Origin of the sequence: Synechococcus sp. BMK-MC-1 (assembly GCF_014279955.1) — a bacterium.
Taxonomy (GTDB): Bacteria; Cyanobacteriota; Cyanobacteriia; order PCC-6307; family Cyanobiaceae; genus Synechococcus_C.
The window spans coordinates 197,376-219,848 of record NZ_CP047939.1; the positions used below are offsets into that span (position 1 = coordinate 197,376).

At 61.9% G+C, this 22,473-nt stretch carries 19 protein-coding genes; 12 read left to right on the forward strand and 7 right to left on the reverse strand.

What is annotated here, in order from left to right; genetic code table 11:
• Positions 1-23 precede the first annotated feature (23 nt).
• Genes SynBMKMC1_RS00975 through SynBMKMC1_RS00980 form a run of 3 tightly spaced genes read right to left on the reverse strand, consistent with a single transcriptional unit; the run spans position 24 to position 3,331 of the window.
• Positions 24-1,304 carry a hypothetical protein gene (locus SynBMKMC1_RS00975; protein WP_255486243.1) on the reverse strand — a complete coding sequence of 427 codons (1,281 nt, stop codon included), beginning with the start codon at positions 1,302-1,304 and terminating at the stop codon, positions 24-26.
• A 29-nt stretch (positions 1,305-1,333) separates the two neighbouring features.
• Positions 1,334-1,879, reverse strand: coding sequence for a hypothetical protein (locus SynBMKMC1_RS14575; protein ID WP_255486244.1), 546 nt, complete (start codon positions 1,877-1,879; stop codon positions 1,334-1,336).
• Between the two features lie 27 nt (positions 1,880-1,906).
• Positions 1,907-3,331 (reverse strand): NADP-dependent isocitrate dehydrogenase, encoded by a 1,425-nt coding sequence (locus SynBMKMC1_RS00980; protein WP_186473265.1) that lies wholly within the window; start codon positions 3,329-3,331, stop codon positions 1,907-1,909.
• Between the two features lie 93 nt (positions 3,332-3,424).
• Here SynBMKMC1_RS00980 and SynBMKMC1_RS00985 point away from each other — a divergent pair, with 93 nt between their 5' ends.
• Entirely contained in the window at positions 3,425-4,381 is a 957-nt protein-coding gene (locus tag SynBMKMC1_RS00985) for a glycosyltransferase family 2 protein (protein WP_186472388.1), read from the forward strand.
• Here the strand turns inward: SynBMKMC1_RS00985 and SynBMKMC1_RS00990 are convergent.
• Positions 4,350-5,654, reverse strand: coding sequence for a ChbG/HpnK family deacetylase (locus SynBMKMC1_RS00990; protein ID WP_186472389.1), 1,305 nt, complete (start codon positions 5,652-5,654; stop codon positions 4,350-4,352). The genes SynBMKMC1_RS00985 and SynBMKMC1_RS00990 overlap by 32 nt on opposite strands.
• 71 nt (positions 5,655-5,725) lie before the next feature.
• Here SynBMKMC1_RS00990 and SynBMKMC1_RS00995 point away from each other — a divergent pair, with 71 nt between their 5' ends.
• From SynBMKMC1_RS00995 to SynBMKMC1_RS01035, 9 genes are all read left to right on the forward strand, one after another.
• Positions 5,726-6,178, forward strand: a complete 453-nt coding sequence (locus SynBMKMC1_RS00995) for a hypothetical protein (protein ID WP_186472390.1) — start codon at positions 5,726-5,728, stop codon at positions 6,176-6,178.
• Positions 6,179-6,253: 75 nt separating this feature from the next.
• The gene (locus SynBMKMC1_RS01000) at positions 6,254-6,967 is read left to right on the forward strand and encodes a heme oxygenase (biliverdin-producing) (protein ID WP_186472391.1); all 714 of its coding nucleotides are present in this window, start codon (positions 6,254-6,256) and stop codon (positions 6,965-6,967) included.
• Positions 6,964-8,031, forward strand: coding sequence for a glycosyltransferase (locus tag SynBMKMC1_RS01005; RefSeq protein WP_186472392.1), 1,068 nt, complete (start codon positions 6,964-6,966; stop codon positions 8,029-8,031). Before SynBMKMC1_RS01000 ends, SynBMKMC1_RS01005 begins: the two co-directional genes overlap by 4 nt.
• Before the next feature lie 79 nt (positions 8,032-8,110).
• A complete protein-coding gene (locus SynBMKMC1_RS01010) occupies positions 8,111-9,934 on the forward strand; it encodes an ABC transporter ATP-binding protein (protein ID WP_186472393.1) in 1,824 nt (607 codons plus the stop codon).
• A 4-nt stretch (positions 9,935-9,938) separates the two neighbouring features.
• Positions 9,939-12,152, forward strand: coding sequence for a glycosyltransferase (locus SynBMKMC1_RS01015; protein WP_255486245.1), 2,214 nt, complete (start codon positions 9,939-9,941; stop codon positions 12,150-12,152).
• Positions 12,152-13,300, forward strand: coding sequence for a glycosyltransferase (locus tag SynBMKMC1_RS01020; RefSeq protein ID WP_186472395.1), 1,149 nt, complete (start codon positions 12,152-12,154; stop codon positions 13,298-13,300). The genes SynBMKMC1_RS01015 and SynBMKMC1_RS01020 overlap by 1 nt, the downstream gene beginning before the upstream one ends.
• The gene (locus tag SynBMKMC1_RS01025) at positions 13,293-14,576 is read left to right on the forward strand and encodes a glycosyltransferase (RefSeq protein ID WP_186472396.1); all 1,284 of its coding nucleotides are present in this window, start codon (positions 13,293-13,295) and stop codon (positions 14,574-14,576) included. The genes SynBMKMC1_RS01020 and SynBMKMC1_RS01025 overlap by 8 nt, the downstream gene beginning before the upstream one ends.
• A complete protein-coding gene (locus tag SynBMKMC1_RS01030) occupies positions 14,573-15,721 on the forward strand; it encodes a glycosyltransferase (protein WP_186472397.1) in 1,149 nt (382 codons plus the stop codon). The genes SynBMKMC1_RS01025 and SynBMKMC1_RS01030 overlap by 4 nt, the downstream gene beginning before the upstream one ends.
• Complete coding sequence (locus SynBMKMC1_RS01035; protein WP_186472398.1) at positions 15,718-16,584, forward strand: sulfotransferase; 867 nt, start codon at positions 15,718-15,720, stop codon at positions 16,582-16,584. The genes SynBMKMC1_RS01030 and SynBMKMC1_RS01035 overlap by 4 nt, the downstream gene beginning before the upstream one ends.
• Here the strand turns inward: SynBMKMC1_RS01035 and SynBMKMC1_RS01040 are convergent.
• From SynBMKMC1_RS01040 to kdsA, 3 genes are read right to left on the reverse strand one after another with little or no spacing between them, the layout of a single operon-like run.
• Positions 16,551-18,392, reverse strand: a complete 1,842-nt coding sequence (locus SynBMKMC1_RS01040; RefSeq protein ID WP_186472399.1) for a hypothetical protein — start codon at positions 18,390-18,392, stop codon at positions 16,551-16,553. The genes SynBMKMC1_RS01035 and SynBMKMC1_RS01040 overlap by 34 nt on opposite strands.
• A 12-nt stretch (positions 18,393-18,404) precedes the next feature.
• Positions 18,405-20,015 (reverse strand): hypothetical protein, encoded by a 1,611-nt coding sequence (locus SynBMKMC1_RS01045; protein WP_186472400.1) that lies wholly within the window; start codon positions 20,013-20,015, stop codon positions 18,405-18,407.
• A complete protein-coding gene (kdsA, locus tag SynBMKMC1_RS01050) occupies positions 20,015-20,866 on the reverse strand; it encodes a 3-deoxy-8-phosphooctulonate synthase (RefSeq protein ID WP_186472401.1) in 852 nt (283 codons plus the stop codon). Before kdsA ends, SynBMKMC1_RS01045 begins: the two co-directional genes overlap by 1 nt.
• Before the next feature lie 76 nt (positions 20,867-20,942).
• Between kdsA and SynBMKMC1_RS01055 the strand changes: the two genes are divergently transcribed.
• Complete coding sequence (locus tag SynBMKMC1_RS01055) at positions 20,943-21,659, forward strand: hypothetical protein (RefSeq protein WP_186472402.1); 717 nt, start codon at positions 20,943-20,945, stop codon at positions 21,657-21,659.
• Entirely contained in the window at positions 21,659-22,471 is an 813-nt protein-coding gene (kdsB, locus tag SynBMKMC1_RS01060) for a 3-deoxy-manno-octulosonate cytidylyltransferase (RefSeq protein WP_186472403.1), read from the forward strand. The genes SynBMKMC1_RS01055 and kdsB overlap by 1 nt, the downstream gene beginning before the upstream one ends.
• Positions 22,472-22,473 lie beyond the last annotated feature (2 nt).

Genomic DNA, 22,473 nt, shown 5'->3' on the forward strand with positions numbered 1-22,473 from the left:
GAAGGCTGTTCTTCGCTGGCGACTCAAGGGATTGGCATTTCGTCGCCAACTGGCGGGTTGACGGTCCCAGAAGGCTTGATGCCTGTCACTCTGAAAATCACACCGCTGCGATCGCTGGGGTTGTGCCGGTAGATCAATTCTGTTTGCAGGGTCTTCAGAATTGGACTCAATGAATCGATGTTTTTATCGATATTGGCGATAATATCTCCTTCCTGAGGCGTGTGGATGGAGCCTTTGTTGGCTCCGTCTTTGATGATGTATTGCTTGCGCTCAGGTTCGTATTCGATCAAAGATCGGTAGGGTATGCGGTTGAGGTGGCGTTTTGCTGAAAGAGACGAATCCTGGCTGATAATGAGATTGATGTTGGTCTTCGATTCGCGGAGTTTTCTGCTGACGCGATCCAGTTTTTCGTAAGTTGCTTGTGTGGAGGCTTGGTGTGCTTTTTGTGTGTTAATCGTTTCGGTGAAGTTCGGGCTTGTCATCCTGTGATCCACAGCGATGATCATTGCGGATGCTGACGCTGCTGCTGTGATCTTGAGGCTCTGTTGCTTTGGAATGCGGGGGTTGGTTTCGATCAGTTGCATCCAGGCCCATCCCAGATTGATCGTTGCAATCAACTGAAAGGGCAGGGATAAATAGCTGTTTGCGTCGAATGCATAGGTGACGCCAAGGGCGATGGCATAAGCGACAGCCGTGAGGTTGATTGAATCCAGAATCGAGAAGGTGAGCCGCCCTTTGGCGATGCCCCATGCTCTGATCATGGCGATGGCTGCGAACAGGTAGCAGCGAACGTCGAGAACCAGAGTTTGTGGGGCATTGTCGTTGTAAGCGTCGCCCCCCGCGAAGCTGCTGGGGATCAGCGCTAAAACGATGTAGCTCGCCGCGAAGACCAGGCTCAGGCTAATGATCCAGTGCTCAAGTGTGTGAGTGCAGCTTGTGGCTTTCCTGTTTTGGATCCAGTCCGCCAGCCAGAGACTCGCGGCGGGAGTGACAAAGAGAACGATGGCGATGTCTTTGATAAAGATGCCAATCAGTGCCCACAGAAGGGTGAGATAAAAGAATGATGCTTGATTGGTAATGCGATAGGAGCAATTCGCGGTGATATAGAGCATGAACACGAGGCAGAGCAGTCGCTCGCAGTAGATCACATGGAAAAATGCTGTTCCTGTTGACGGGTGGATCAGAAAGAGGGAGGTCAGCAGAAGAATGGTGGATTGTTTGGCTGCTTTCCCTGCATCCAGGCTGTTGAGGAATTGGATGCTCAATAGCAGGATGCCAATCAGTTCGGCCGCGCTGACAAGCATTCAGGTTTTGATGTGAATCGTGAACCAGCTCAGAATGTGGAGGTCCTGGTGGGCAAGCGGGAAAAGCGATAATCCGTGCGCCGCATGGTCTCATCGATGAAGCTCTCCCGCACGGCAAAATTGTCGAGAAAATATCCCTTTGTGAGATCGGGGTACCAACCAACCAGATCCTTGTAGAGGTATGTCGTGCCGGAAATCATGGCCACGGTGTAGGCAATGATCAGAACCGTGGTGATTGGATTGTTGCGAATCAACCGAAGGCAGGCTTCAACCGGACTGGTGCTTGTGTGATTCCCTGTGCGTGCCTCGCGCTGTCTGTTGCTCTGAACCCGGCAGCTCAGAAACCCCACAGCGAGCAGCAGCGCGATCAGCCAGAGGTGATGCGTCAGCTCTTGATACTTGCTCAGCAGATCATGTCCAGCGTCGCTGTCTGGTAAGGGAAGCAAACGCCGGTTGCGTTGCATCCAGGCCCAGCAACCCAAGCCCAGGCTGCTGATGCTGGCCAGGGTGATCAGAAGTGTTCTGCGAGCAGCACGTCCGAGCAAGCCATGGGGATTGTTGTCTTGATCGTCCATGGCTTGTGTCGATCGATCAGGCTTGATTCAGAACCGCTGAATGATTGCGTCGGCAAAGCCACTGCAGCTCACCGGATCCACCTGGGGCTCCATCAGTCGGGCCAGGTCGTAGGTGACCTGTTTGTCGGCGATGGCGGCGCTCAGGCCCTTGGTCACCAGGTCGGCAGCCTCCTGCCAACCCAGGAATTCCAGCATCATCACGCCGCTGAGGATCACGGAACCGGGGTTGATGCGATCGAGGCCGGCGTGCTTCGGGGCGGTGCCATGGGTGGCTTCAAAGATGGCGGCGGTTTCGCCGATGTTGGCCCCGGGGGCCATGCCTAGGCCGCCCACCATGGCCGCGGCGGCATCGGAGATGTAGTCGCCGTTGAGGTTGAGGGTGGCCAGGATCGAATACTCCTGAGGCCGGGTCTGGATCTGCTGGAAAATGCTGTCGGCGATGCGGTCATCCACCAGCACCATCTGCTTCCACTTGCCGCCCCCATGGCTGCTGCCGATGGCGTCGATCACGGCCTGCACCTCGGCGTCGATGTCGGCCTTCTTCTCGGGGGTGAGGCTGTCGTAGCCCGGCTCGATCATGCGGGCATTGGCCTGCACGCTCAGGCCTGGATCCTTCTCGAGGTTGCCGAGAATCCAGCTCTCCCGCTCGGTGATGCACACGTCGCGGAATTCGGTGGTGGCTAGCTCGTAGCCCCAATCGCGGAAGGCCCCTTCCGTGAACTTCATGATGTTGCCCTTGTGCACCAGGGTGACGTGGCGCTTGTCGCCTTCCAGGCGCAGGGCGTGCTGAATCGCTTTGCGGATGTGGCGCTGGCTGCCGTGCTTGCTCACCGGCTTGATGCCGATGCCGGAGCCTTCGGGGATCTGGCGTTTGCCCAGCTTGCCGTTGGCGGGGATCACCACCTCGTTGAGGTGCTTGCGCAGCTCCTGACCAACGGCGTCATCGGCCTCCCACTCCACACCCATGTAGATGTCTTCGGTGTTCTCCCGGTACACGATCACGTCGAGATCCTGAGGACGCTTGTGGGGGCTGGGGGTGCCCTCGTAATACCGGCAAGGACGCACGCAGGAATACAGATCGAAGATCTGGCGCAGGGCCACGTTCAGCGAGCGGATGCCGCCACCCACGGGGGTGGTGAGGGGGCCCTTGATGGCCACGCCGTAGGTGCGGATCGCTTCGAGGGTGTCTTCGGGCAGGTACTGATAGGTGCCGTAGAGGTCGCAGGCCTCATCGCCGGCATACACCTTGAACCACTCAATCGTTTTGGCTCCGCCGTAGGCCTTGGCCACGGCCGCATCCAGCACTTTCTGGGTGGCAGGCCAGATGTCAACGCCGGTGCCATCACCGCGGATGAAGGGGATGATCGGGTTGTCGGCTACCACGGGTTGACCGTTCTCGAAGCGGATCGGTGTGCCCTGGCTGGGGGCGGTGAGCTTCTCGAACTGGGCCATGGCTGAATCGCCGCCTCGCGGCATCACGTGGTGGCGAGCCTATGACTTGAGGTGCAATCCTTACAGTTCTTCCGAAATATGGCCGCTCGTCCGATGACGAACCGTAATGGTGTGTGGGTGGTTGCAGCCTGTTTCAACGAAGAGGCTGTGATCGTCCGCTTCATCGAGCGGGTGCTGGCTGTTCCCGGTGTGGACCATCTGGTGCTGATCGACGATGGCTCCAGGGATGCCACCCGCGATCAGATCCGCGCTTTCTTAAGGCAGCGCCGCAGCCTGGGCGTGCCGGTTCCGGTCACCCTGCTCGAACTCACCCGCAATTTCGGCAAGGAAGCCGCCATGCTCGCGGGCTTGGACCATGTGCGCGAGCGCTGCGAGGCGGCGGTGCTGATCGACTCCGACCTTCAGCACCCGCCCGAGTTGATCGAGGCCATGGTGTCGGAATGGCGCGCTGGGGCCGAGGTGGTGACGGCGGTGCGCGATGACCGCGATCAGGAGTCGCGTTTGAAGGTGTTGAGCGCCTCCTGGTTCTACTGGGTGTTCAACAAGGTGGTGGATTCCATTCAGTTGCAGGAGGGGGCTGGTGATTACCGGCTGCTTGATGTTGCTGTCGTGGACGCGTTCACCCGCTTGCGCGAGTCGAGTCGCTTCTCCAAAGGCCTGCTGCCCTGGACGGGCTATCGCAGTGTGGAATTGTCTTATCAGCGGGTCAGCCGGGTTGGAGGCACGACCTCCTGGAGCCCCCTCAAGCTGATCGGCTATGCCTTCGATGGGATTTTTTCCTTTTCAGTGCTGCCTCTCAAGGTGTGGACAGGCCTCGGGGTTCTGGTCTCGGGAATCAGCCTGTTGTATGCGTTGGTGATCGCTCTGCGTACGGCTCTTGTGGGCCGCGATGTCCCCGGTTACGCCTCCTTGATGGTTGCCGTGCTGTTTTTGGGCGGCATTCAGTTGATCGGTATCGGGGTGCTCGGTGACTACATCGGCCGCATTTACGTGGAGTCGAAGGCTCGGCCGCACTACTTCATCCGCTCGATTGATCAGGGAGGGGCGTGAGCGTTGCAAGGGCGCGCCACTCTCTTTGCCGCCAAGGGGAAGCGGCGAAAGCTTGGGAGACCGTAAATCCAGCATCAGCAAGGTTTTGATCCAGGGGAGCACCGGGATGGGCCAGCAACAGTGGCGCTGTGTGCTGGGCCTTGGCGCCCAGGCTGCTGAGTTCCCTCCAGGCAGCCAGAAGCGGTGCACCCGCCATGTGCCCGGTGAACAGCACGCCAGCGAACCCCGCGTTGGTGCTCAGTCCGCAGCGCTGAAGGTGGGCTCGCGCACGCCAGCTGAGCAGCTGCAAAATCAACCACTTGAGCAGCCCTGCATCGCGGCAGGCTTGCCACCAGCAGCGCAAGGGAAGCCCGGTGGGCAAGGGTTCATCGGTGCTGCGCACCCAGGTGATGCCTGCTGAATGAGCACGGTCCAGAACAGCCTCGAGCACCACAGGCACAAGGTGGATGTGTTGGTGGCCATCCAGGGCGATGGACCCGTGCCCGCCCAAGGCTTGAAACTGTCTAATTTGCGCGTCGATTTCGCGTCTCAGCTGGGCAACAACCCTCACGCGCTCGGGATGGCGGCGCGGCAGCAGTGAGAGGAGCAGCCAGGATCCAAAAGACCGGTGCAGATGGCCTTGGCGATTCACCAGATCGGGAATCAATTCGGGGACAGCACTCGATGGTCCTTCGGTGAGGCAGAGATGGAGACAGAGCTGCAGGGTTGGTCGGTGTTCCGTCAGGGAACGCCAGGCTTCGGCGCCCTCTGAGGCGGCCGGACCGTTCACCAGAAGACTGGTTCCATCCAGCTGCCCGGCCTGCGCCAGAGCCAAAATTGCCGTGTTCGCAGCCTGGCTGAGGCCGAGATCATCGGCATGGCGGAGCGGAATCACGCGTTCCCCCTGGCGGCGCTGCAAGCTGAAGCGGGCAGCTTTCGACCAGATCAGCGCATTCAGCACCGTTGGCGTGAACACCAGCACAGCCACTTCAGCGCCAGAGGGAAGCCATCCAGGCAGAGCCAGGGGAAGCACACCGCTGACGGTGAGGTTGACGACGTACTGAAGGATCAACCAACGGCGGGCGAAACGCTGGCCGCCGGTTTCGGGTTGGAACGTAAAGCGGGAGTGGCCGAGATAGCTCGCCAGGGATGCGGCAAGGAAGGCCAGAGGGTTGGCCAGCCATAACGGCATCAGGCCTCCGAGAACCAGCAGTGCCAGCGCATGCACGGCCGCGGCACCGACCCCAACCAGTCCGTACAGGCTGAGTCGGGTGCTGAGAGACCTTGGGATCATGGTTGCAACCGTAACGGCTGCTGGCGCGGGAGGTCATCAGCATTCAACCTGAGAACACTGATCTGAGGCGGGTGAACGCAGCCGATGCCGTGAACAGCGTGGGACTGGTGCAGGCTCTGGCCTCGGCGGTGACGCTTGTTAAGCAGCGTTTTCCTGCCGCCCGCGCCAATCTCAGCCCCTGGAGGGATGATCCCCAGACCCGTCACTGGCTGGAGGAGGAAACCCTTGATCTCTCCTTTCATTTTCCTGGCTGGAGCCCACGCCTGGAGTGCCGCAGTCTGCTCCTGCAACTGCGGCTGAAGGGTGTTGCCAAGGGCGATTCCCAGTCGCCTCCTGAGCTCCTCGGCGTGTTGATGCGAGGCATGACTTTTGATGGTGAGCGCTGGCGTCTGGCGACCATGGGCGATTGGCAGCCAGAGGGCTCCCATCTCCCTCGGCAGGAGCAGGTTCACCAGTTGCGTGAGATCTGCCGCGAGCTCTTCATTCTTTTTGAGGATCCTGCAGCGTCGGATACGGCGGCGTAACCCTTCGCAACCCTTTGCACCGTCATCACTGAAATCGCTTTTAAGGTTGCTCTCAATGACCACGAGATCTGTCCGATGTCCGTCGCTCTCGCTTCCCAGCTCCGTGAAGGAACGAAGAAGTCGCACACCATGGCTGAAAACACCGGATTCGTGAGCTGCTTCCTGAAAGGTGTGGTGGACAAGGGCAGCTACCGCACGCTGGTGGCTGATCTCTACTTCGTGTACGCCGCGATGGAAGAAGAGATGGCACGGTTGGTCGATCACCCCGTGATCGCCCCCATCGCCTTCAGCGAACTGAACCGCCGTGAGGCCCTCGAGCAGGATCTGGCCTATTACTACGGGGCTGATTGGCTTCAGCAGATCAAGGCAACCCCTGCGGCCGAGGTGTATGTGGACCGTATCCGCCAGGTGGCCAAAGAGTCTCCGGAGCTGCTGGTGGGCCATCACTACACCCGCTACCTGGGCGACCTGTCCGGTGGGCAAATCCTCAAGAACATTGCCCAAAAAGCGATGAACCTCGGCGGGAACGACGGGCTGCACTTCTATTCCTTTCCTGAGATCGCCGACGAGAAAGCCTTTAAGACCACCTATCGCGCTGCGATGGATCAGCTGCCGATTGATCAGGCGATGGCCGATCGCATGGTGGAAGAGGCCAACCATGCCTTCCACCTGAACATGAAGATGTTCCAGGAACTGGAGGGCAACCTGGTGGCCGCGATCGGCAAGGTGCTCTTCGGCTTCCTCACCCGCCGTCAGCGTGCTGGTAGCACCGAGGCTGTGGCTGCTTGATTCCATCGGGAGCCGACGCCCAACGCATTCGGGTTCTGGTGCCAGGCACCGGGACCCGTTTTCGTTGTGGCGGATTGAGCGTTGCCTTGCAGACCGCTCGCTTGCTGTCTGATCTCAGGCCAACGCAGGTGGTGACCTACCGAGAGCGCAGTGGCTCCGAGCCGTTCCTTGCGGACGTGCTGCGGGCAGAGCCAGCTCCTGGTCAGGGTCTATGGATTGTGAGCTGGGGCTTTGATGTGCCGGCTCTGCTGCGGCGTCTGCGAGGCCGTGCTGTGCTTTACCAAGCGCACAGCGCGGGGTATGGCTTTGACCTTCCCCCTGGTGTCCCCGTGGCGGCTGTGAGCCGAAACACCCTTGGGTATTGGGGAGATCGTGCTCCACGCAATCCCCTGTTTCTGCTTCCCAATGCCCTGGAACCGCAATGGTTTGAACGCGGGGCGCGTGCGTCGCTCCAGCAAAGGGCGCGGCCCATCGATGTATTGGTGCAGCGGCGCAAAAGCAGCGCCTACGTGCTCCATCAGCTCGTGCCGGCTCTGCGGGCACAGGGCCTGAAGGTTGAGGTTCAGGATGGCTGGGTCGATGATCTTGTGGCGTTGTTCAACAACGCCAGCGTGTATCTCTACGATTCCGCCGACCACTGGCGTTGTGCAGGTGTCAGTGAGGGGTTCGGCTTGCCACCGCTTGAGGCCAGCGCTTGCGGATGTGTGGTGTTCAGCAGTTTGAACCACGCACTCGCCGACATCCTCACGCCTGGGGTGATGGGACATCAATTGGGCTGTGGTTCCCTGCAGCATGATGTGGCCCGAATCAGTGCTGCTGTCGCCCGACCTGCGGACTGGCGACCCACCCCTTCGGAGATGGAGCGATTGTTGTTTCCTTACAGCGAGGACGCACTGGTGAACGGTTGGCGGCGGGTGCTCAACGAACTGGATGCTCTGATGCCCCGCCTTCAGGCTGAGCCCCCCCTGCGATCGGTGCCTCTGGCTGCTTTGCGTCGCCGTCGCTGGCTTGCTGCGGCCCGAAGGGTGGTCAATCGGTTGCCCGGCTGGCTGCCAGGGCGATGAAGGGCATCGGCTACACCCTTTAATAAAGGGGTGTTCAGGGCCAAGTCACTCCACAGATCGTGGTCGTAGCCATTTGTCGATGCCCCTGAAGAGCAAGACCTGGAACGAACTCAAGCTTCTGCTTGAAGAGCTGTCACCACAGCGCCTTCGCTTTCTCTGTTTCGTGCTGGCAGCATCCCTGTTCCAGGGCATCATCGACATCCTGTTGATCGGTTTGCTGGCCCGACTCGTTGGCTTGTTGGCCGGGGCCAGGCTCGGCGATCAGATTCCAGGGATTCGATTTTTCGGTGGCGGTCTGTTTGACCAGGCCGGTTGGATTGTTGTGTTGCTGATCGCGGCTTACTGGTTGGCATCGGGCATCCGTTTCGGGGTGGCGTTGTTGGAATCGTTGTTAACAGCTGATATCTGGGCCGAACTGGTGAATAAGGTTTATCGCAATCTGATGCTGCAGCGTTATGAGTTTTTCATGCGCAAACGCACATCAGTGCTTTCAGAGAAGTTCAACCGCATTCTCAGCCGTGTCACTGGTGCAGTGATTACGCCGTTGATCGCCATTGCCAGCAGCCTTATCTCCGTGATGGCCTTGCTGCTTGGAGTTGCATTTGTGCTGGGTGCCAAGGCGCTCTTGATCTTCTCATTGCTGGTGTTGGCTTATGCCCTGTCTTCGAAGCTGATCACCCCCTACCTGCGTCTGGCGCTGAGGCAGAAAACGCGCTACTCGCGTCGCCTGCATGTGATTTTCTCGGAGTCGTTGCGCTCCATGCGTGATATCCAGCTGTATTCCTCTCATTCTTATTTTGTTGAGAGATTTTCGAAGGAAGGCGCGATTGCGAAGCGTAATGACCGCCTGGCCAGTTTGTTGCCGAACGTCCCACGCTTTGTGATTGAACCTGCGGGAATCACAATCTTGTTTGCTGTTGGTCTTGCCCCTGCACTGTTTTCTGGATCCAGCGAAGGGTTGCGTGAATCACTACCGGAGATCGCCACGGTTCTTGTGGCGTTGTTGAGGATTTCAGGCCCAATGCAATCCGTCTTCAAATCGATCAACAAGCTTCGCGGCGGTTTGCCCGAGGTCACCGACGCCATTCAGCTGCTCAAAATGCGTCCGGATCGTTTTGTGTTGGGGGATTCTGGTGTGCCCTCGCCAGATGGCCTCTTGCCGCGCCGCTCGATTGATCTGTGTGATGTGTCGTTCGCTTACACCGACGCCAAATCGTCTGTGCTCGACAACATCAACCTGTCCATTCCCGTGGGATCGAGAATTGCGCTGGTTGGGCGCACGGGCAGTGGCAAGACCACCCTGGCCCATCTCCTGCTGGGTTTGTATTCCCCCACCTGCGGGGATCTTCTTCTCGACGGTCTTCCTGTCTCTCAGGAGGAAATACCTGCCTGGCAGGCAAGCTGTGCTTTTGTTCCTCAGAACATCAAACTCCTCGATGCCAGTATCCGCGAGAACGTTGCCTTCTGCGAATATCCGGATGAGGTTGATGACAACCAAGTGTGGGCTGCGCTGGAGGCTGCGCAGTTCTCCGATTTTGTTGCGCAGATGCCCTACGGCCTCTACACCCTTTGCGGAGAGGATGGCGTCAAGTTGTCGGGGGGGCAGCGTCAGCGCTTGGCTCTGGCCCGTGCGTTTTACAGGCAGGCTCAGTTCCTTGTTCTCGATGAGGCCACCAGTGCACTCGATAACAAAACAGAACACGATGTGATGCAAGCGCTAGACCTCATCGGTCGTCGCTGCACGATCGTGGTGATTGCCCATCGCTTGTCGACAGTGCGGAAATGCGATCGGATTTATGAAATCGACCAGGGCCGTATTTTGGCGTCCGGTGATTTTGAAACACTGAAGCAGGTGTCGCCCAGCTTTAGGGATATGACCATGCTTGATATCGCCGATGACTGATGTGGTGCTGTTATCCACTGCGGACTGGGATCATCCGCTTTGGACCAACAAACAGCACCAGGCGCTGTCCCTTGCAGCCCTTGGGCATCGGGTGCTCTACGTCGATTCACTGGGTGTGCGTGCCCCCCGGGCCGACCGCTCAGACTCTCGCCGAATCTGGCGTCGTCTGCGCCGGGGGCTGAGAGGTCCCAGGCAGGTCAGACCCAACCTCTGGGTGATTTCACCACTGGTTCTGCCTGGACGCAGTGCTGGCGTTTGGGGTGCGCTGAACCGTTGGAGTTTGGCCGTCTCCCTGTTTGTGGCCGACTGGGTTCTCGATTTCCGCAGTCCCTTGCTCTGGACCTTCAACCCCCAGACGCGCTGCTATCTGCGTCTGCGCAAATTCCACGCCACGGTGTATCACTGCGTTGATCGCATTCAGGCTCAGCCAGGGATGCCGGTGGCTGCCCTGGACGAAGCCGAAGTGGATCTCAGTGGCGCAGCCAATGCGGTGTTCACCACCGCACCGGAGCTTCAGGCCTCCATCGCCCCTCGCAATGCCGGCACGCATTACTTCGGCAACGTGGCCGATGCCGATCATTTCGGGCGGGCTCTCGATCCTTCTCTGGCGTCGCCTCCGGATTGGCGGGACGGCTTTGGCGACGGCCCTGTGCTGATGTTCGTGGGAGCCATTGATGCCTACAAACTCGATCTGGCGTTGCTGGAAACCCTGGCCTGCGAGCATCCGCAGTGGTCGTTTGTGTTCATCGGGCCCGTTGGAGAAACCGACCCCAGCACGGATGTGCGTGGCTTAAAACGACTCCCCAATGTGCATCTGCTGGGGCCGAAGCCTTACGCCTCCCTCCCTGCCTATCTGGCCCAAGCGCATGTGGCGCTGTTGCCGCTTCAGATCAATGCCTACACACGCCACATGTATCCGATGAAATTCTTCGAATACCTGGCGGCTGGTTGTCCGGTGGTGGCCACGGCGATTCCCTCGCTGCTGGATCAGGGGGATGTGGCGCTGCTGTGTCCTCCTGATTCGCAGGCGTTTGCTGCGGCGATCAACACTGTTCTGGCAGGGAATGGCCCTGCGAAGGCCCTGCGTTTGGAGCGGGCGCAACACAACACCTACCGCACGCGCACGCAGGCGATGCTCGCAGTGCTGGATCGCCACGGCCTGCTGCCCAAGCAGCCGTTGCCACCCCAGGCTCCGCCTTATCACCACGTGCGATCGCAATGGCGTTGGTCTTGGCTTGGCGCCCAGCTCACTCTGCTGGGTGTGCACGTCCTTGAGCGGTTGGGGGGACGAGGCTGGGCTGATGCCTGGTTGCGCGGCTCGCTCCAGCGAAGGCCGTACAACATAGGTTTGCTCGCCGGTTTGACGGAACGTTGCCTTCAGGGCGGGAACTACGACGAAGCCTGTCGCCTGATCGAACGCATCTGGGATGAGGATGGTGAAGCTGAGATCCTCCGCCAGCTTCTGTTCCGGCGCGGTTCGCGACCTGGAACCCGCTTGGACCAGCTGGCTCTGTTTGAGGCGCTGGCCTCCAGCACACGCCTGCCGCTTCACTATTCCGGGTACTGCAGGGTGGTGCGCACTTACCGGGCGATCGATGCCAAGGACGACCTCGCTCTCCGCCATGGGGTTGAGGGTCTCTCGGAGATCGTGGCTTGGCTTGAGCAGGATCCCAACACCTATTGCTGCTTGAAACCCAATCGTGAGAACAGAGCCAAGCTGTTGATTTCCGCTCAGCTCACGCGCTTGCGGGCCTTGATGGCCCTCAAGGACACCCCTGGTCTGGAGCAGGCCTCTTTGGAGCTGATGGAGAGTGTGCGTCGCTACGACCCATTTGCGATTGATCGCAAGACGGCGGTGCGGATGACCCGCAACATCCTGCGCAGCCTCACGGTGGCGGCGGTGATGGCTTGGCATGCAGCCGATGCCGATCGCTACGACCAGGTTGTGAATGAGGTGTCCCGCCTGCGGGATGCCTGCTTCCATGCCCGTTTCGAGCCGATCATTCACAGCACGCAGGAAGATCACCGTGCCGTTGCGGATGCTCTGCTGACGATGCTGAATGCTGGGCGCTGGCCACGGGAGTGTCCCGACCAGCGCCCTGATCTCGAGCAGTTGGTTGATCCTGTGTTGCTGGTGTACTTCCCAGATCTCCGCCGTGAACGAGCCGAAAAGGCCCGTCAGTTTCTGCAGTCGCTCCGCCCCCGGGTGATGGGGTGATGGCAGCCCCGAGAATCGCCTTCTGCATTGATTCCCTCAAGCTCGGTGGTGCTGAGCGGGTGTTGCTGCGTTGGGCTGGTTGGTGTCAACAAGCGGGTTGGTCTGTGCTGGTGATCACCCGGCAGCCAGCTCAGCGGGATGTGTACCCCGTGCCCGCTGGGGTGCAACGCCTTCAAGAACCTCCCTTGCCACGCCCTCTCGACCGTTTGGGCTGGTTGGCCTTCCCTTGGCGGGTGCTGGGTTTGCGGGCGCTGCTGCGGCAGCAGCACTGCCACTTGGCTGTTGGGATCACAACGCTGCCGGCGGTGAAGCTCTTGCTCGCCTGTGTCGGTTCACCGGTGCGCTGCGTGGTGTCGGAACGCAACTATCCCCCGGCCAAACCACCGCTTCTGCCCTGGCGCTGTCTGCGTCGCCTCACCTACCCATGGGCCGATCTGCATCTGGTGCAGACCCGGCGCACCGGTGCCTGGCTGCAGCGTCACTGCGGGGTGCGTCGCCAACTGCTGATGCCCAATCCCGTGCAGTGGCCGCTCCCCGATCGTGCGCCCCAAGTGCTGCCGGAGGCTTGGCTGCCGCCCGATGCAGCGCTGTTGCTCGGAGCAGGCACCAAAGCGCACCAGAAGGGTTTTGATCGTTTGATGCCGGTGTTCGCAGCCCTGTCCGCCACCCATCCCCAGCTGCATCTCGCCCTGCCGGGTGTGCCCGAAGCGCCCTACCAGGGGCTCGATCAGCAGAGCTGGCTGCGCACCATCCTCGGGCCTGATCCAACCTTGCAGCAGCGCCTGCTTCTGCCGGGAATGGTGGGGTCGATGGCCTCCTGGTATGTGCGGGCCACGGTGTTCGTGCTCCCCTCGCGCTTCGAGGGGTTCCCCAATGTGTTGTTGGAAGCGATGGCGGCCGGATGTGCCTGCGTGGCCAGCGACTGTTTCACCGGCCCTGCGGAGTTGATCGAGCAGGGCGTGAACGGCGTGCTCATGCCCCGCGAAGCATCCACCTCCGACTGGGTTTCGGCGATCGATCAGTTGCTCGGTGACGCCGCGCGCCGCAGACGCCTGGCCGCTGCCGCGATGCGCGTGCGTGAGCGATTCGCGCCCGAACGCCTCCGCCATGATTTTCTGGAAGCTCTGCGGCCACTGAGCGATGGATGATCTCTGGGTCGTATTGCCCCACCTCGGGGCCGGCGGCGCTCAGAAGGTCGGTCTGCTGGCGGCCGAACACTTCGCCTCCCAGGGCCTGCGGGTGCGGGTGTTGTCCCTGCGTCATGGACACCCGATCAAGCACGCCCTCCCCGCGGGGGTTGAGGTGTTCGATCTTGGGCCGGATGAAGCGGTCCTGCATCCCTGGCTGCGCGATGTCGCCGATCGTTCTCTGCCGGCTCGGATGCGGCGCTTCAGCCTGGCGCAGGTGCTCAAAGTGCAGCGTGCCGCCTTGCGCCTGGCGATCATGCTGTGCTGGCCGCTGATCGAACGCCAGATGCATCCCCAGCGCAGCACCTGGGCGACGCGTCTGCTGATGCGGGGGATGCCCCGCCTGGCCGGGTATCGCTATGCCCGCCTGCGCCAGCTGGTTCAGCAGCGCCAGCCCAGGCGCATCCTGTCCTTGCTGACCAAAACCAACGTTCTCTGCTGCGCGGCTGCCTGGGATCTTCCCCTGCATCTGGTGGTGTCAGAGCGCAATGACCCGCGCCGTCAACAGCTGGAGCCGCTTTGGCGTCGGCTGCGCTCGGTGTTTTACCGCCGGGCCGATGTGGTCACAGCCAACACCCAAGGGGTGATTGATGCGTTGCAGGAGATGGGGGACTGGCAACGGCTCGAATTGCTGCCCAACCCCCTCCCCGCTGGGCTGGCCAGGCGGGATGTTGATCGCTCATTGGTGCGCGAGCCCATGGTGCTGGCTGTGGCCCGCTTGGTCCCGCAGAAGGGACTGGATCTGCTGTTGCAGGCCTTTGCCGCGCTGCCTGAGGCCTGCCGTTCGGGCTGGGGCGTGGTGTTGGTGGGGGATGGCCCAGAGCGGCAAGCGCTCACAGATCAGGCGCGGCAGCTGGGGATCGCCGAGGCGGTCACCTTTGCGGGCTTCCGGTCCGACCCGGTGAGCTTCATGCAACGAGCTGCGATTTTTGCCCTGCCCTCCCGCTTTGAGGGCATGCCCAACGCGTTGCTCGAGGCCATGGCCGCGGGGCTGCCCTCCGTGGTGAGTGATGCCTCACCCGGCCCATTGGAAATGGTGAGCGATGGGGTGCATGGATGCGTCGTGCCCAATGAGGATTGGCGTGCCTTCGCGCAGGCGCTGGAGCGGTTGATGTCCGATGCGGCACTGCGGGACCGCCTGGGTGCAGCGGCTCGGGAGACCTTGTGCTCCCTCGATTGGGCTGTCGTGGAGCCCCACTGGCGCTCGGTGCTGGCCTTGCCCGATCAGGACCCATGACGGCGCCATCCAGGCCTGATCGACTGTTGGTGCTGGCCCCGACACGCCGGGCTGCCAGTGAAACCTTCATTCGCGCCAATCTGGAAGGGCTTCCTTTTGCCACCACGGCGTTCTTTGGTGATGAGCGCCCTCTGCGCAGCCCCTGGCGGCTGGTGTATGGCAGCGCCATTCTGCTGAGCAAGCTGCTCACGCGCCTGCGCTGTCCGTGGCTGGCGACCTGGCCAGCCTCCTGGGTCACCTGGGCCCTCATTCACCGCTGTCGGCCCGACGCCGTGCTGGTGGAGTTCGGCTTTGAAGCGGTGCGGGTGATGGAGGCCTGTGCCTGGACCGGGGTGCCCTTGGTGGTGCACTTCCGCGGTTCCGATGCGTCCGCAAGCAATCGGCTGGGGATGTTGGAGGAGCGTTACCGGCGGCTGATGCGCATCGCCTCGGCTGTGATCGTGAAGTCCAGGCCCATGGCTGACACCTTGCTGGACCTTGGTGCTTCAGCCGATTGGCTGCTGATCAGTCCGTCCGGCGCGAACACTGCGCTGTTTGAGGGAAGCCGGCCAGCCGCTGCCGATCCGGTGTTGCTGGCTGTGGGGCGGTTCGTGGAAAAGAAAGGACCGCTGCACACGATCCGTTCCTTTGCGCAGCTGTGCCATCAGTCCACAGCTTCCACACCGAGGCTGCAGTTGTGGATGGTGGGTGAGGGGCCTCTGTTGGCAGAAGCCCAGGCGCTGGTGCAGTCTCTGGCGCTCACCCAGCAGGTGCGGCTGTTGGGCGTGCGCTCACAGGTTGAAGTTGCCGCGCTGATGCGTGAGGTGCGAGCGTTTGTGCAGCACTCCCTTGTGGCTGCAGATGGCGACAGCGAGGGCAGCCCGGTGGCCGTGATGGAAGCCCAGCTCAGTGGTCTGCCCGTGGTGGCTACCCGCCATGCCGGTATTCCCGATGTGGTGCTCGATGGGGAGAGCGGGTTTCTTGTTGATGAAGGCGATGAGACGGCGATGGCTGCGGCCATGGCCCGGGTTTTGAACGACCCGGAGTTAGCGGCCCGTCTGGGAGACTGCGGGCGACGGCGTGTGCTGGCGGGTTTCACCGTGGACCATCACCTCCGCCAGGTGTCGGAGCTGTTGCGCAAGGTGATTGAGGCCTCCCGGCGATGACAAAGCTTCTGCTGATCCGTGGCCTTGGCCACAGCGGCACCACCATCCTCGATCTGGCCCTTGGCGCTCACCCGCAGATGGTTGGCCTGGGTGAAGCGGCGCGCATCCTGGAGCGGCCTGCCCCGGCCGATGGTGATCGCGGCCCGGCTCGCTTGCGCGGGGAGCTGCGCTTCGAGCGTCGCTGCACCTGTGGGGCGGTGGCCGCCCAGTGTCCCGTCTGGGAGCCGCTCCTGGAGTGGCTGCCTGGGCATGACCACTGGTCTTTGGCGGCCAAGATGCACCGTCTTCTCGAGGGGCTCGAGCGGGTGCGCGACCCGCAGCAGGCGCCTCCGGCCTGGGTGGTGGATTCCTACCAGGACGATTTCGTCCTCCCATTCGTGCAGGATCCCAAGCTTGAAATCCGCATCGTGCACCTCACCCGCGACGTGCGCTCCTGGGTGCATTCCCGGGCGCGCCGCGGCCGAGAGCAGGGCCGTTGGCTGCCGGGTCTGCGCCCGGCACTGCGCTGGTGCCGCACGAATGCCCGCCACGATCGTCTGTTGCAGCGCGGTCCCCATCCAGTGCTGCGGGTGGGATACGAAGAGCTGGCGCTCGAGCCTGAAGCCACCCTCAAGCGCTTGTGCCGTTGGCTGGATCTCGACTTCTCGGAGCAGATGCTGCAGCCAGGCTCTTTCAGCCAAAGCCATGTGCTTTCAGGCAATCGCATGCGCTTTGACCCTGAGCGCAGCGCTGCCATTCGTTACGACAACGCCTGGATGGCAAGGCCCTCAGGGGCTGCTGAGCTGGCGCTCGCTGTGCCCTGGGTGGCTGAGCTCAATCGCCGGCTTGTTTATTCCGCAGCTGGCAACGCCCGAAAGCGATAAATCCGTCCGTTGCGGACGCGGTCGCTGTAGCGATACACCTCCTCGTAGTCGTCGAGAGTGTCGCCGAGGAATCCCAGCCCGCCCTTGTCGATGTTGATCAACAGATCGCCGGGTTGGGGCTGGTAATCCGAGCCTTTGTTGATTCCATCCACAACGCTGTAGCGGTTGGTGTCGGGATCCAGGTACACCAGGCGGTCGTAATGGAAGCGGTCGAGATGGCGCTTGGGGCGAAACCACGATTTGGTGAAGATCACGTTCACATCGCGGCCGCTGCGTCTGGTGTCTCGGGTGATGGTTTCAATGCGCTCCACCGTTTGCAGCCAGGACGCCTGTCTGGTTTTCAGGCCGACGACGCGCTCGAGAAAGTTGTCGTCAACTTGGTGTTCCACGGCGATCCATCCCACGCAACCAACGACCCCTACCAGGGCCGTGGCGCCAGCGCTTCCCAGGCGGCGCGAGAGCCTGGGCGCGATCCAGGCGGTCCAGGCAAAGGCCAGGTCCAGCACGGCCACCAGCTGCACCGGAAGCGCCATGTAACTGCTGCCCTCGTATCCCACCAGAACGTAAAGCGCGCCTGCATACAGCACAGCGCCGCTGCTGAGTCCATCCAGGAGCTGGATGGATCCTCCTTGCCGCAGCAGGGTGCTGATGCGGATTCCTAGGTAGGCGAGGGGAATCCACAGGCGAGGATCCGCGGACAGCTGGTAGATGTCGTTGGAGCTGTAAGCCGTTTTGCCGTGGTAAAGGCTTGGCAGGTAACTGAGGTAGACGTACGCCAGAACGACCACGACCAGCAAACTGCTGATCCAGAGCTCCAGCTGGTAAGAGCGCAACCAGCGACCGATCCAGGCCATCCGCGTCGGCCGCTGCAGCGCGGCCAGCGTTAGGGCTGGTCGTCCCTCAATCCGTCCAGCAGCTCCAGCGATCAGCGTGACCAGCGCTGGTGTGACAAACAGCAGCACGGCGATTTCCTTGAAAAAGAGCCCGATCAGGGCCCAGATCAGGGTGAGTGCCTGGCTGCGCCGATCGCCGCTTTGCAGCGCATCGAAGTAACAAACGCTGAACGCCATCAGGCACAGGGTGAGCATGCGCTCGGCGTAGATCAGCTGAAAGAAGGCAAAGCCAGTGGATGGTGCCGAGAGCAGCAGCAGGCTGATCAGCAGCAGCAGGGCCTTGGCTGGAGGTCCCGGGCTCAGGCGCCGGATCAGGCGATGGGCCAAGACGACGATGGCGAGCAGCTCAGCGGCACTCACCAGCATCCAGACCTTCACGTAGGCCGTGAACCAGCTCAGTACATGCAGATCCTGGTGGGCCAGGGGGAAGAAGCGGTAGTCGTTGCGCAGCATCGTTTCCTTGATGAACGCGTAGCGGCCGCTGAAGTTGTCGAGCAGTTTGTGGTCGATGATGCCGTCGTACCAGCCCACCAGCTCGGGATACAACCAGTGGGTGCCATTGACCATCGCCACGGTGTAGGCGATGAACAGCAGCAGCACGATCGGGTGCTCGCGACCGAAGCTCAGCAGTTGGCGATGCCACGGTTTGCCTGTGGGTTGCTGCTGGGGGTCACGGCGGCTGAACCAGAGCAACCCCACAACCGCCAACCCCAGCAGGATGAGCCACAGATCGTGGGAGGTGCGGTTGTAGTGATAGAGGAGGTCTCGGCCTTCGCTGCTGCGCGGGGAAGGCAGGGAGTTCAACGACCGCAGCAGCCACAACCAGGCCACCAGGGCTGCGGCGCCCAGGGCACTGCAGAGGCCGAACATCCAGGCCCACCGCTGACGACGCCGTTGAACGAGGCTCTGAAACATGGTGTGCGCTCTTCAGCGATGGCGAAAGATCCGTCCGCCGCGCCTGCTCTCGCCATGGCGGGCGATTTCTTCAAAAGCCTCACCATCCTGCCCGAGGTCGCTGCGTTGGCGTTTGTCGATGATCAGCAAGTAGTCCCCGCGGCGGGGTTGGTAGGTCTGCCCCCGGTCGCGGCCGTCCACCACGGTGTAGGTCTTGCGCTTGCGGTGGTATTCGATCAGGCGGTCTGCCTTGATGCCTTGCAACGTGTGCTGGTTGAAATAGGAGCGCATGAAAATCACGTTCACCGCATCCCCCTGCTCCCGGGTGGCACGGCTGAGCGCCTTCATGGCGCTGTAGGTCTTGTGCCAGCGCCACTGGGTGGTCTTGATTCGCGACACGCGCTTGATAAAGGAGTCGGAGGCGCGATGCTCCAGTCCCAGGATCAGCAGGCTTGCGCTCAGGCCGACGGCGCTGACCGCGGTCGCTCCCAGATGTTGGCGCAGGCGCGCTGTCACCCAGCACCAGATCATGCCCAGATCCATCACCGTGATTAGCTGCACGGGCAGGGTCCAGAAGCTGGCGTAGGGGTAGCCCACACTCGCCCAGAGCGCCGAGGCGTAAATGAGGGCTGCGAGATTGAGTCCATCGAGAAGATTGGCCTGCAGGCGCCCCCGCACCACCGCCTGCAGCCGCAGCCCACTGAAGCCTGCAAGCGTGAGCAGGCGCCAGTCCGCATCGAGGCTCCAGCGCCCGTCACTGCTGAACGCACCGGCCTGTGCCATCAGGCTGGGCAACAGGCTTAAAACGCTGTAGGACACAGCGACGACGGGCAGCAGGGCGATCAGCCCCATCTCCAACGAGCGCCACTGCCGTGCCTGGGGTTTGGTGATCCATCGCACCAGGGCGGGTGTCACGATCAACAGCACGGCGATGTCTTTCACGAACACGGCCACCAGGGCCAAGGCCAGGGTGAGAGCGCCATCACGTCGCTGGCCATGGCGTTGAAAGCGCAGATAAAAGAAGGCGAACCAGGCCAGCAGACACGTGAGCAGGCGTTCGCAGTAGATCAGCTGGAAAAAACCCCATCCCGTTGCTGGGGCGAACAGAAACAGCAGGGCCATCACGAGCAGCAGTTCCTGCCGCCGTGGTGGGCCTGCCAACTCCTGCACGATCGTTGCACTCACCACCACGATGGAGATCAGCTCAGCGGCACTCGCCAGCATCCACACCGTCACGTAGGGCGTGAACCAGCTGAGGGCGTGCAGATCCTGATGGGCGAGGGGGAAAAACCGGAAGCTGTTGCGCTGCATCGTTTCGGCGATGAAACGCTCTTGCAGTTGGAAGTTGTCGATCAAGGGGCTGTGCACGATCCCTTGCATCAGATCGGGCAGTTCTGGATAGAACCAGGTGGTGCCATGCACCATCGCTGCGGTGTAAGCCGCAAACAGCACACTCACCAGCGGGTGCTGGCGCATCCACTGCACGAGCCTCCGCTGAAGAGGAGGCTCGCTGCGCGTTGGGGGGTGCGTGTCGCGGATCGCGATCACCAGCAGGGCCAACACGGTGATGCCCACCAGCGACAGCACCACCCCGTGGCTGATCCGGTTGTAGGCCAGCAGCCATGGCTGACTGGCGGTCAGCATCATTGGATGGTGAGGGCTGGCAGGGATTTCACCAGGTCGTCCACAGCCTTGAGCTGGCTGAGGAAGGGCTCGAGCTGATGGAGCGGCAGGGCGCTCGGTCCATCGCAGCGCGCCTGGCTCGGATCGGGATGGGCCTCGAGGAACAGGCCTGCCAGGCCTACGGCCATCCCTGCGCGGGCGAGATCCAGCACCTGACTGCGGCGACCTCCCGAGGCGGCGCCACCGGGATCACGGCACTGCAACGCGTGGGTGACATCAAAGATCAAGGGCAGGTCATCGCAGCAGCGCTTCATCACGCCGAAACCGAGCATGTCCACCACCAGGTTGTCGTAGCCGAAGTTGCTGCCGCGCTCGCAGATCAGCAGCTGCTCATTGCCGCATTCGCGGAACTTCTCCACCACATTCGCCATCTGAGATGGGCTCAGAAACTGCGGTTTTTTGATGTTGATCACGGCGCCGGTTCCTGCCATCGCCTCCACCAGATCCGTCTGGCGGGCCAGAAAGGCGGGCAGTTGGATGATGTCGCACACCTCCGCGGCCGGGGCGGCCTGCTCCGGGGTGTGCACGTCGGTGATTACGGGGATGCCGTGGGTGTCCTTGACGGCCTGCAGCATCGCCAGACCATCGCTCAGCCCGGGGCCACGGAAGGAATGAATGGAAGACCGATTGGCCTTGTCGAAGGACGCTTTGAAGACGAGGGGGATGGAGAGCCGGCGGCAGACATCGGCGTACACCGCCGCTGCATCGAGGGCGAACTGCTGCGACTCCAGCACGTTCACGCCGCCGATCAGCACGAAGGGCGCGTCGTTGGCGAAGGTGATCGATCCAAGACTGACCTGCCGCGCTGCCATGGTTGTGCTTCCAGGGCCGAAAGCCTAGGCCTCATGCTGGTGCGGGCCGTAATCTGCGCCCAGATCTGGCCAGCCGGTGACCACCCTCGCTCCGATTCCGATTTTCATCGGTTACGACCCGCGCGAGCGGGCTGCCACCAATGTGCTGATCGACAGCCTCTACCAGCACAGCTCAGCGCCGCTGGCGATCACGCCTCTGGTGACCCCCCAGCTGGAGGCGCAGGGGCTGTACCGGCGCCAGCGGGACCCGAAACAGAGCACAGCCTTTTCCTTCACCCGCTTTTTGGTGCCCTATCTGATGGGATACGAGGGCTGGGCGCTGTTCATGGACTGCGACATGCTCTGCCGTGGTGATATCAAGCAGCTCTGGGATCAGCGGGATGACCGCTACGGGGCGATGTGTGTGCAGCACGAGCACGTGCCCGGTGAAACGGTGAAATTTCTGGGTGAAGTGCAAAGCGCTTACCCCAAGAAAAACTGGAGTTCGTTGATGCTGCTCAACTGCAGCCGTTGCACCAAGCTCAGCGTGGATTATGTGAACACGGCCAGCGGCTTGGAGCTGCACCGCTTCCACTGGCTGGAGGGCGATCACGCGATCGGCGCCCTCGATACCGGTTGGAACCATCTGGTGGATGTGCAGGACGCACCGACGGCGGCTGCGGAGCAGGGTGGTCCGCGCCTGCTGCACTGGACCCTCGGCGGTCCCTGGTTCCGGGAGCAGCGCACGATGGGTGGGCCGCTTGCGGCGGAATGGTTTGCGGCCCGCGATGACGCCATGAAGCTCTGGGACTGATGGCGATTCAGCGTTCTGTGGTGGCGGTGCCGGCGCGGCTGGCCTCCTCCCGCCTGCCCGACAAGGTGTTGGCCGACATCGGTGGTCAGCCGATGATTCAGCGGGTGCTGAAGCGCTGCGCTGAGGCTGAGGGGCCTGTTGCGGTCGTGCTCTGCACGGACAGCCCCCGGCTGCAGCAGTTGGCGCAGGGTTGGGGGTGCCCGGTGCTGATGACGGCGGAGTCCTGCAGCTCCGGCAGTGAGCGCATCGCCTCCGTGGCCGACGAGCTGGTGGCGCTGGCCTGGGGTGACAAGGCCGCTGCCTGGGATGACGGGCAACGGCGGCAACGGCTGCTGAGCACCGCCGTGATCAATGTGCAGGGAGACCAGCCCTTTCTCGATCCCGCCGTGGTCACGGCGATGGTTGAGGAATTCGGGCGGCGTGAGCCGGTGCCGGCCGTGGTCACACCGATCTACCGCTTAAGCGCGGACACGATCCACAACCCGGCTGTGGTGAAGACCCTGGTGGCCCACGACGGCCGGGCGTTGTATTTCTCCCGTTCCGCGATCCCCCACGTTCGCGATGTCGATCCCGCTGACTGGCATCGCCATGCGCCGTACTGGGGCCATGTGGGCATGTACGGCTTCCGCGCCGATGTGCTGGCTCAATGGGATCAGCTGCCGGCCTCTCCCCTTGAGGATCTTGAGCGCCTGGAGCAGCTGCGCCTGATCGAAGCCGGTCACACGATCGCCACCTTCAGCGTGGAGGGAACGTCGTTGTCGGTGGATACACCGGAGCAGCTGGAGGAGGCGCGCCGCATGGCTCGGACCTAGCC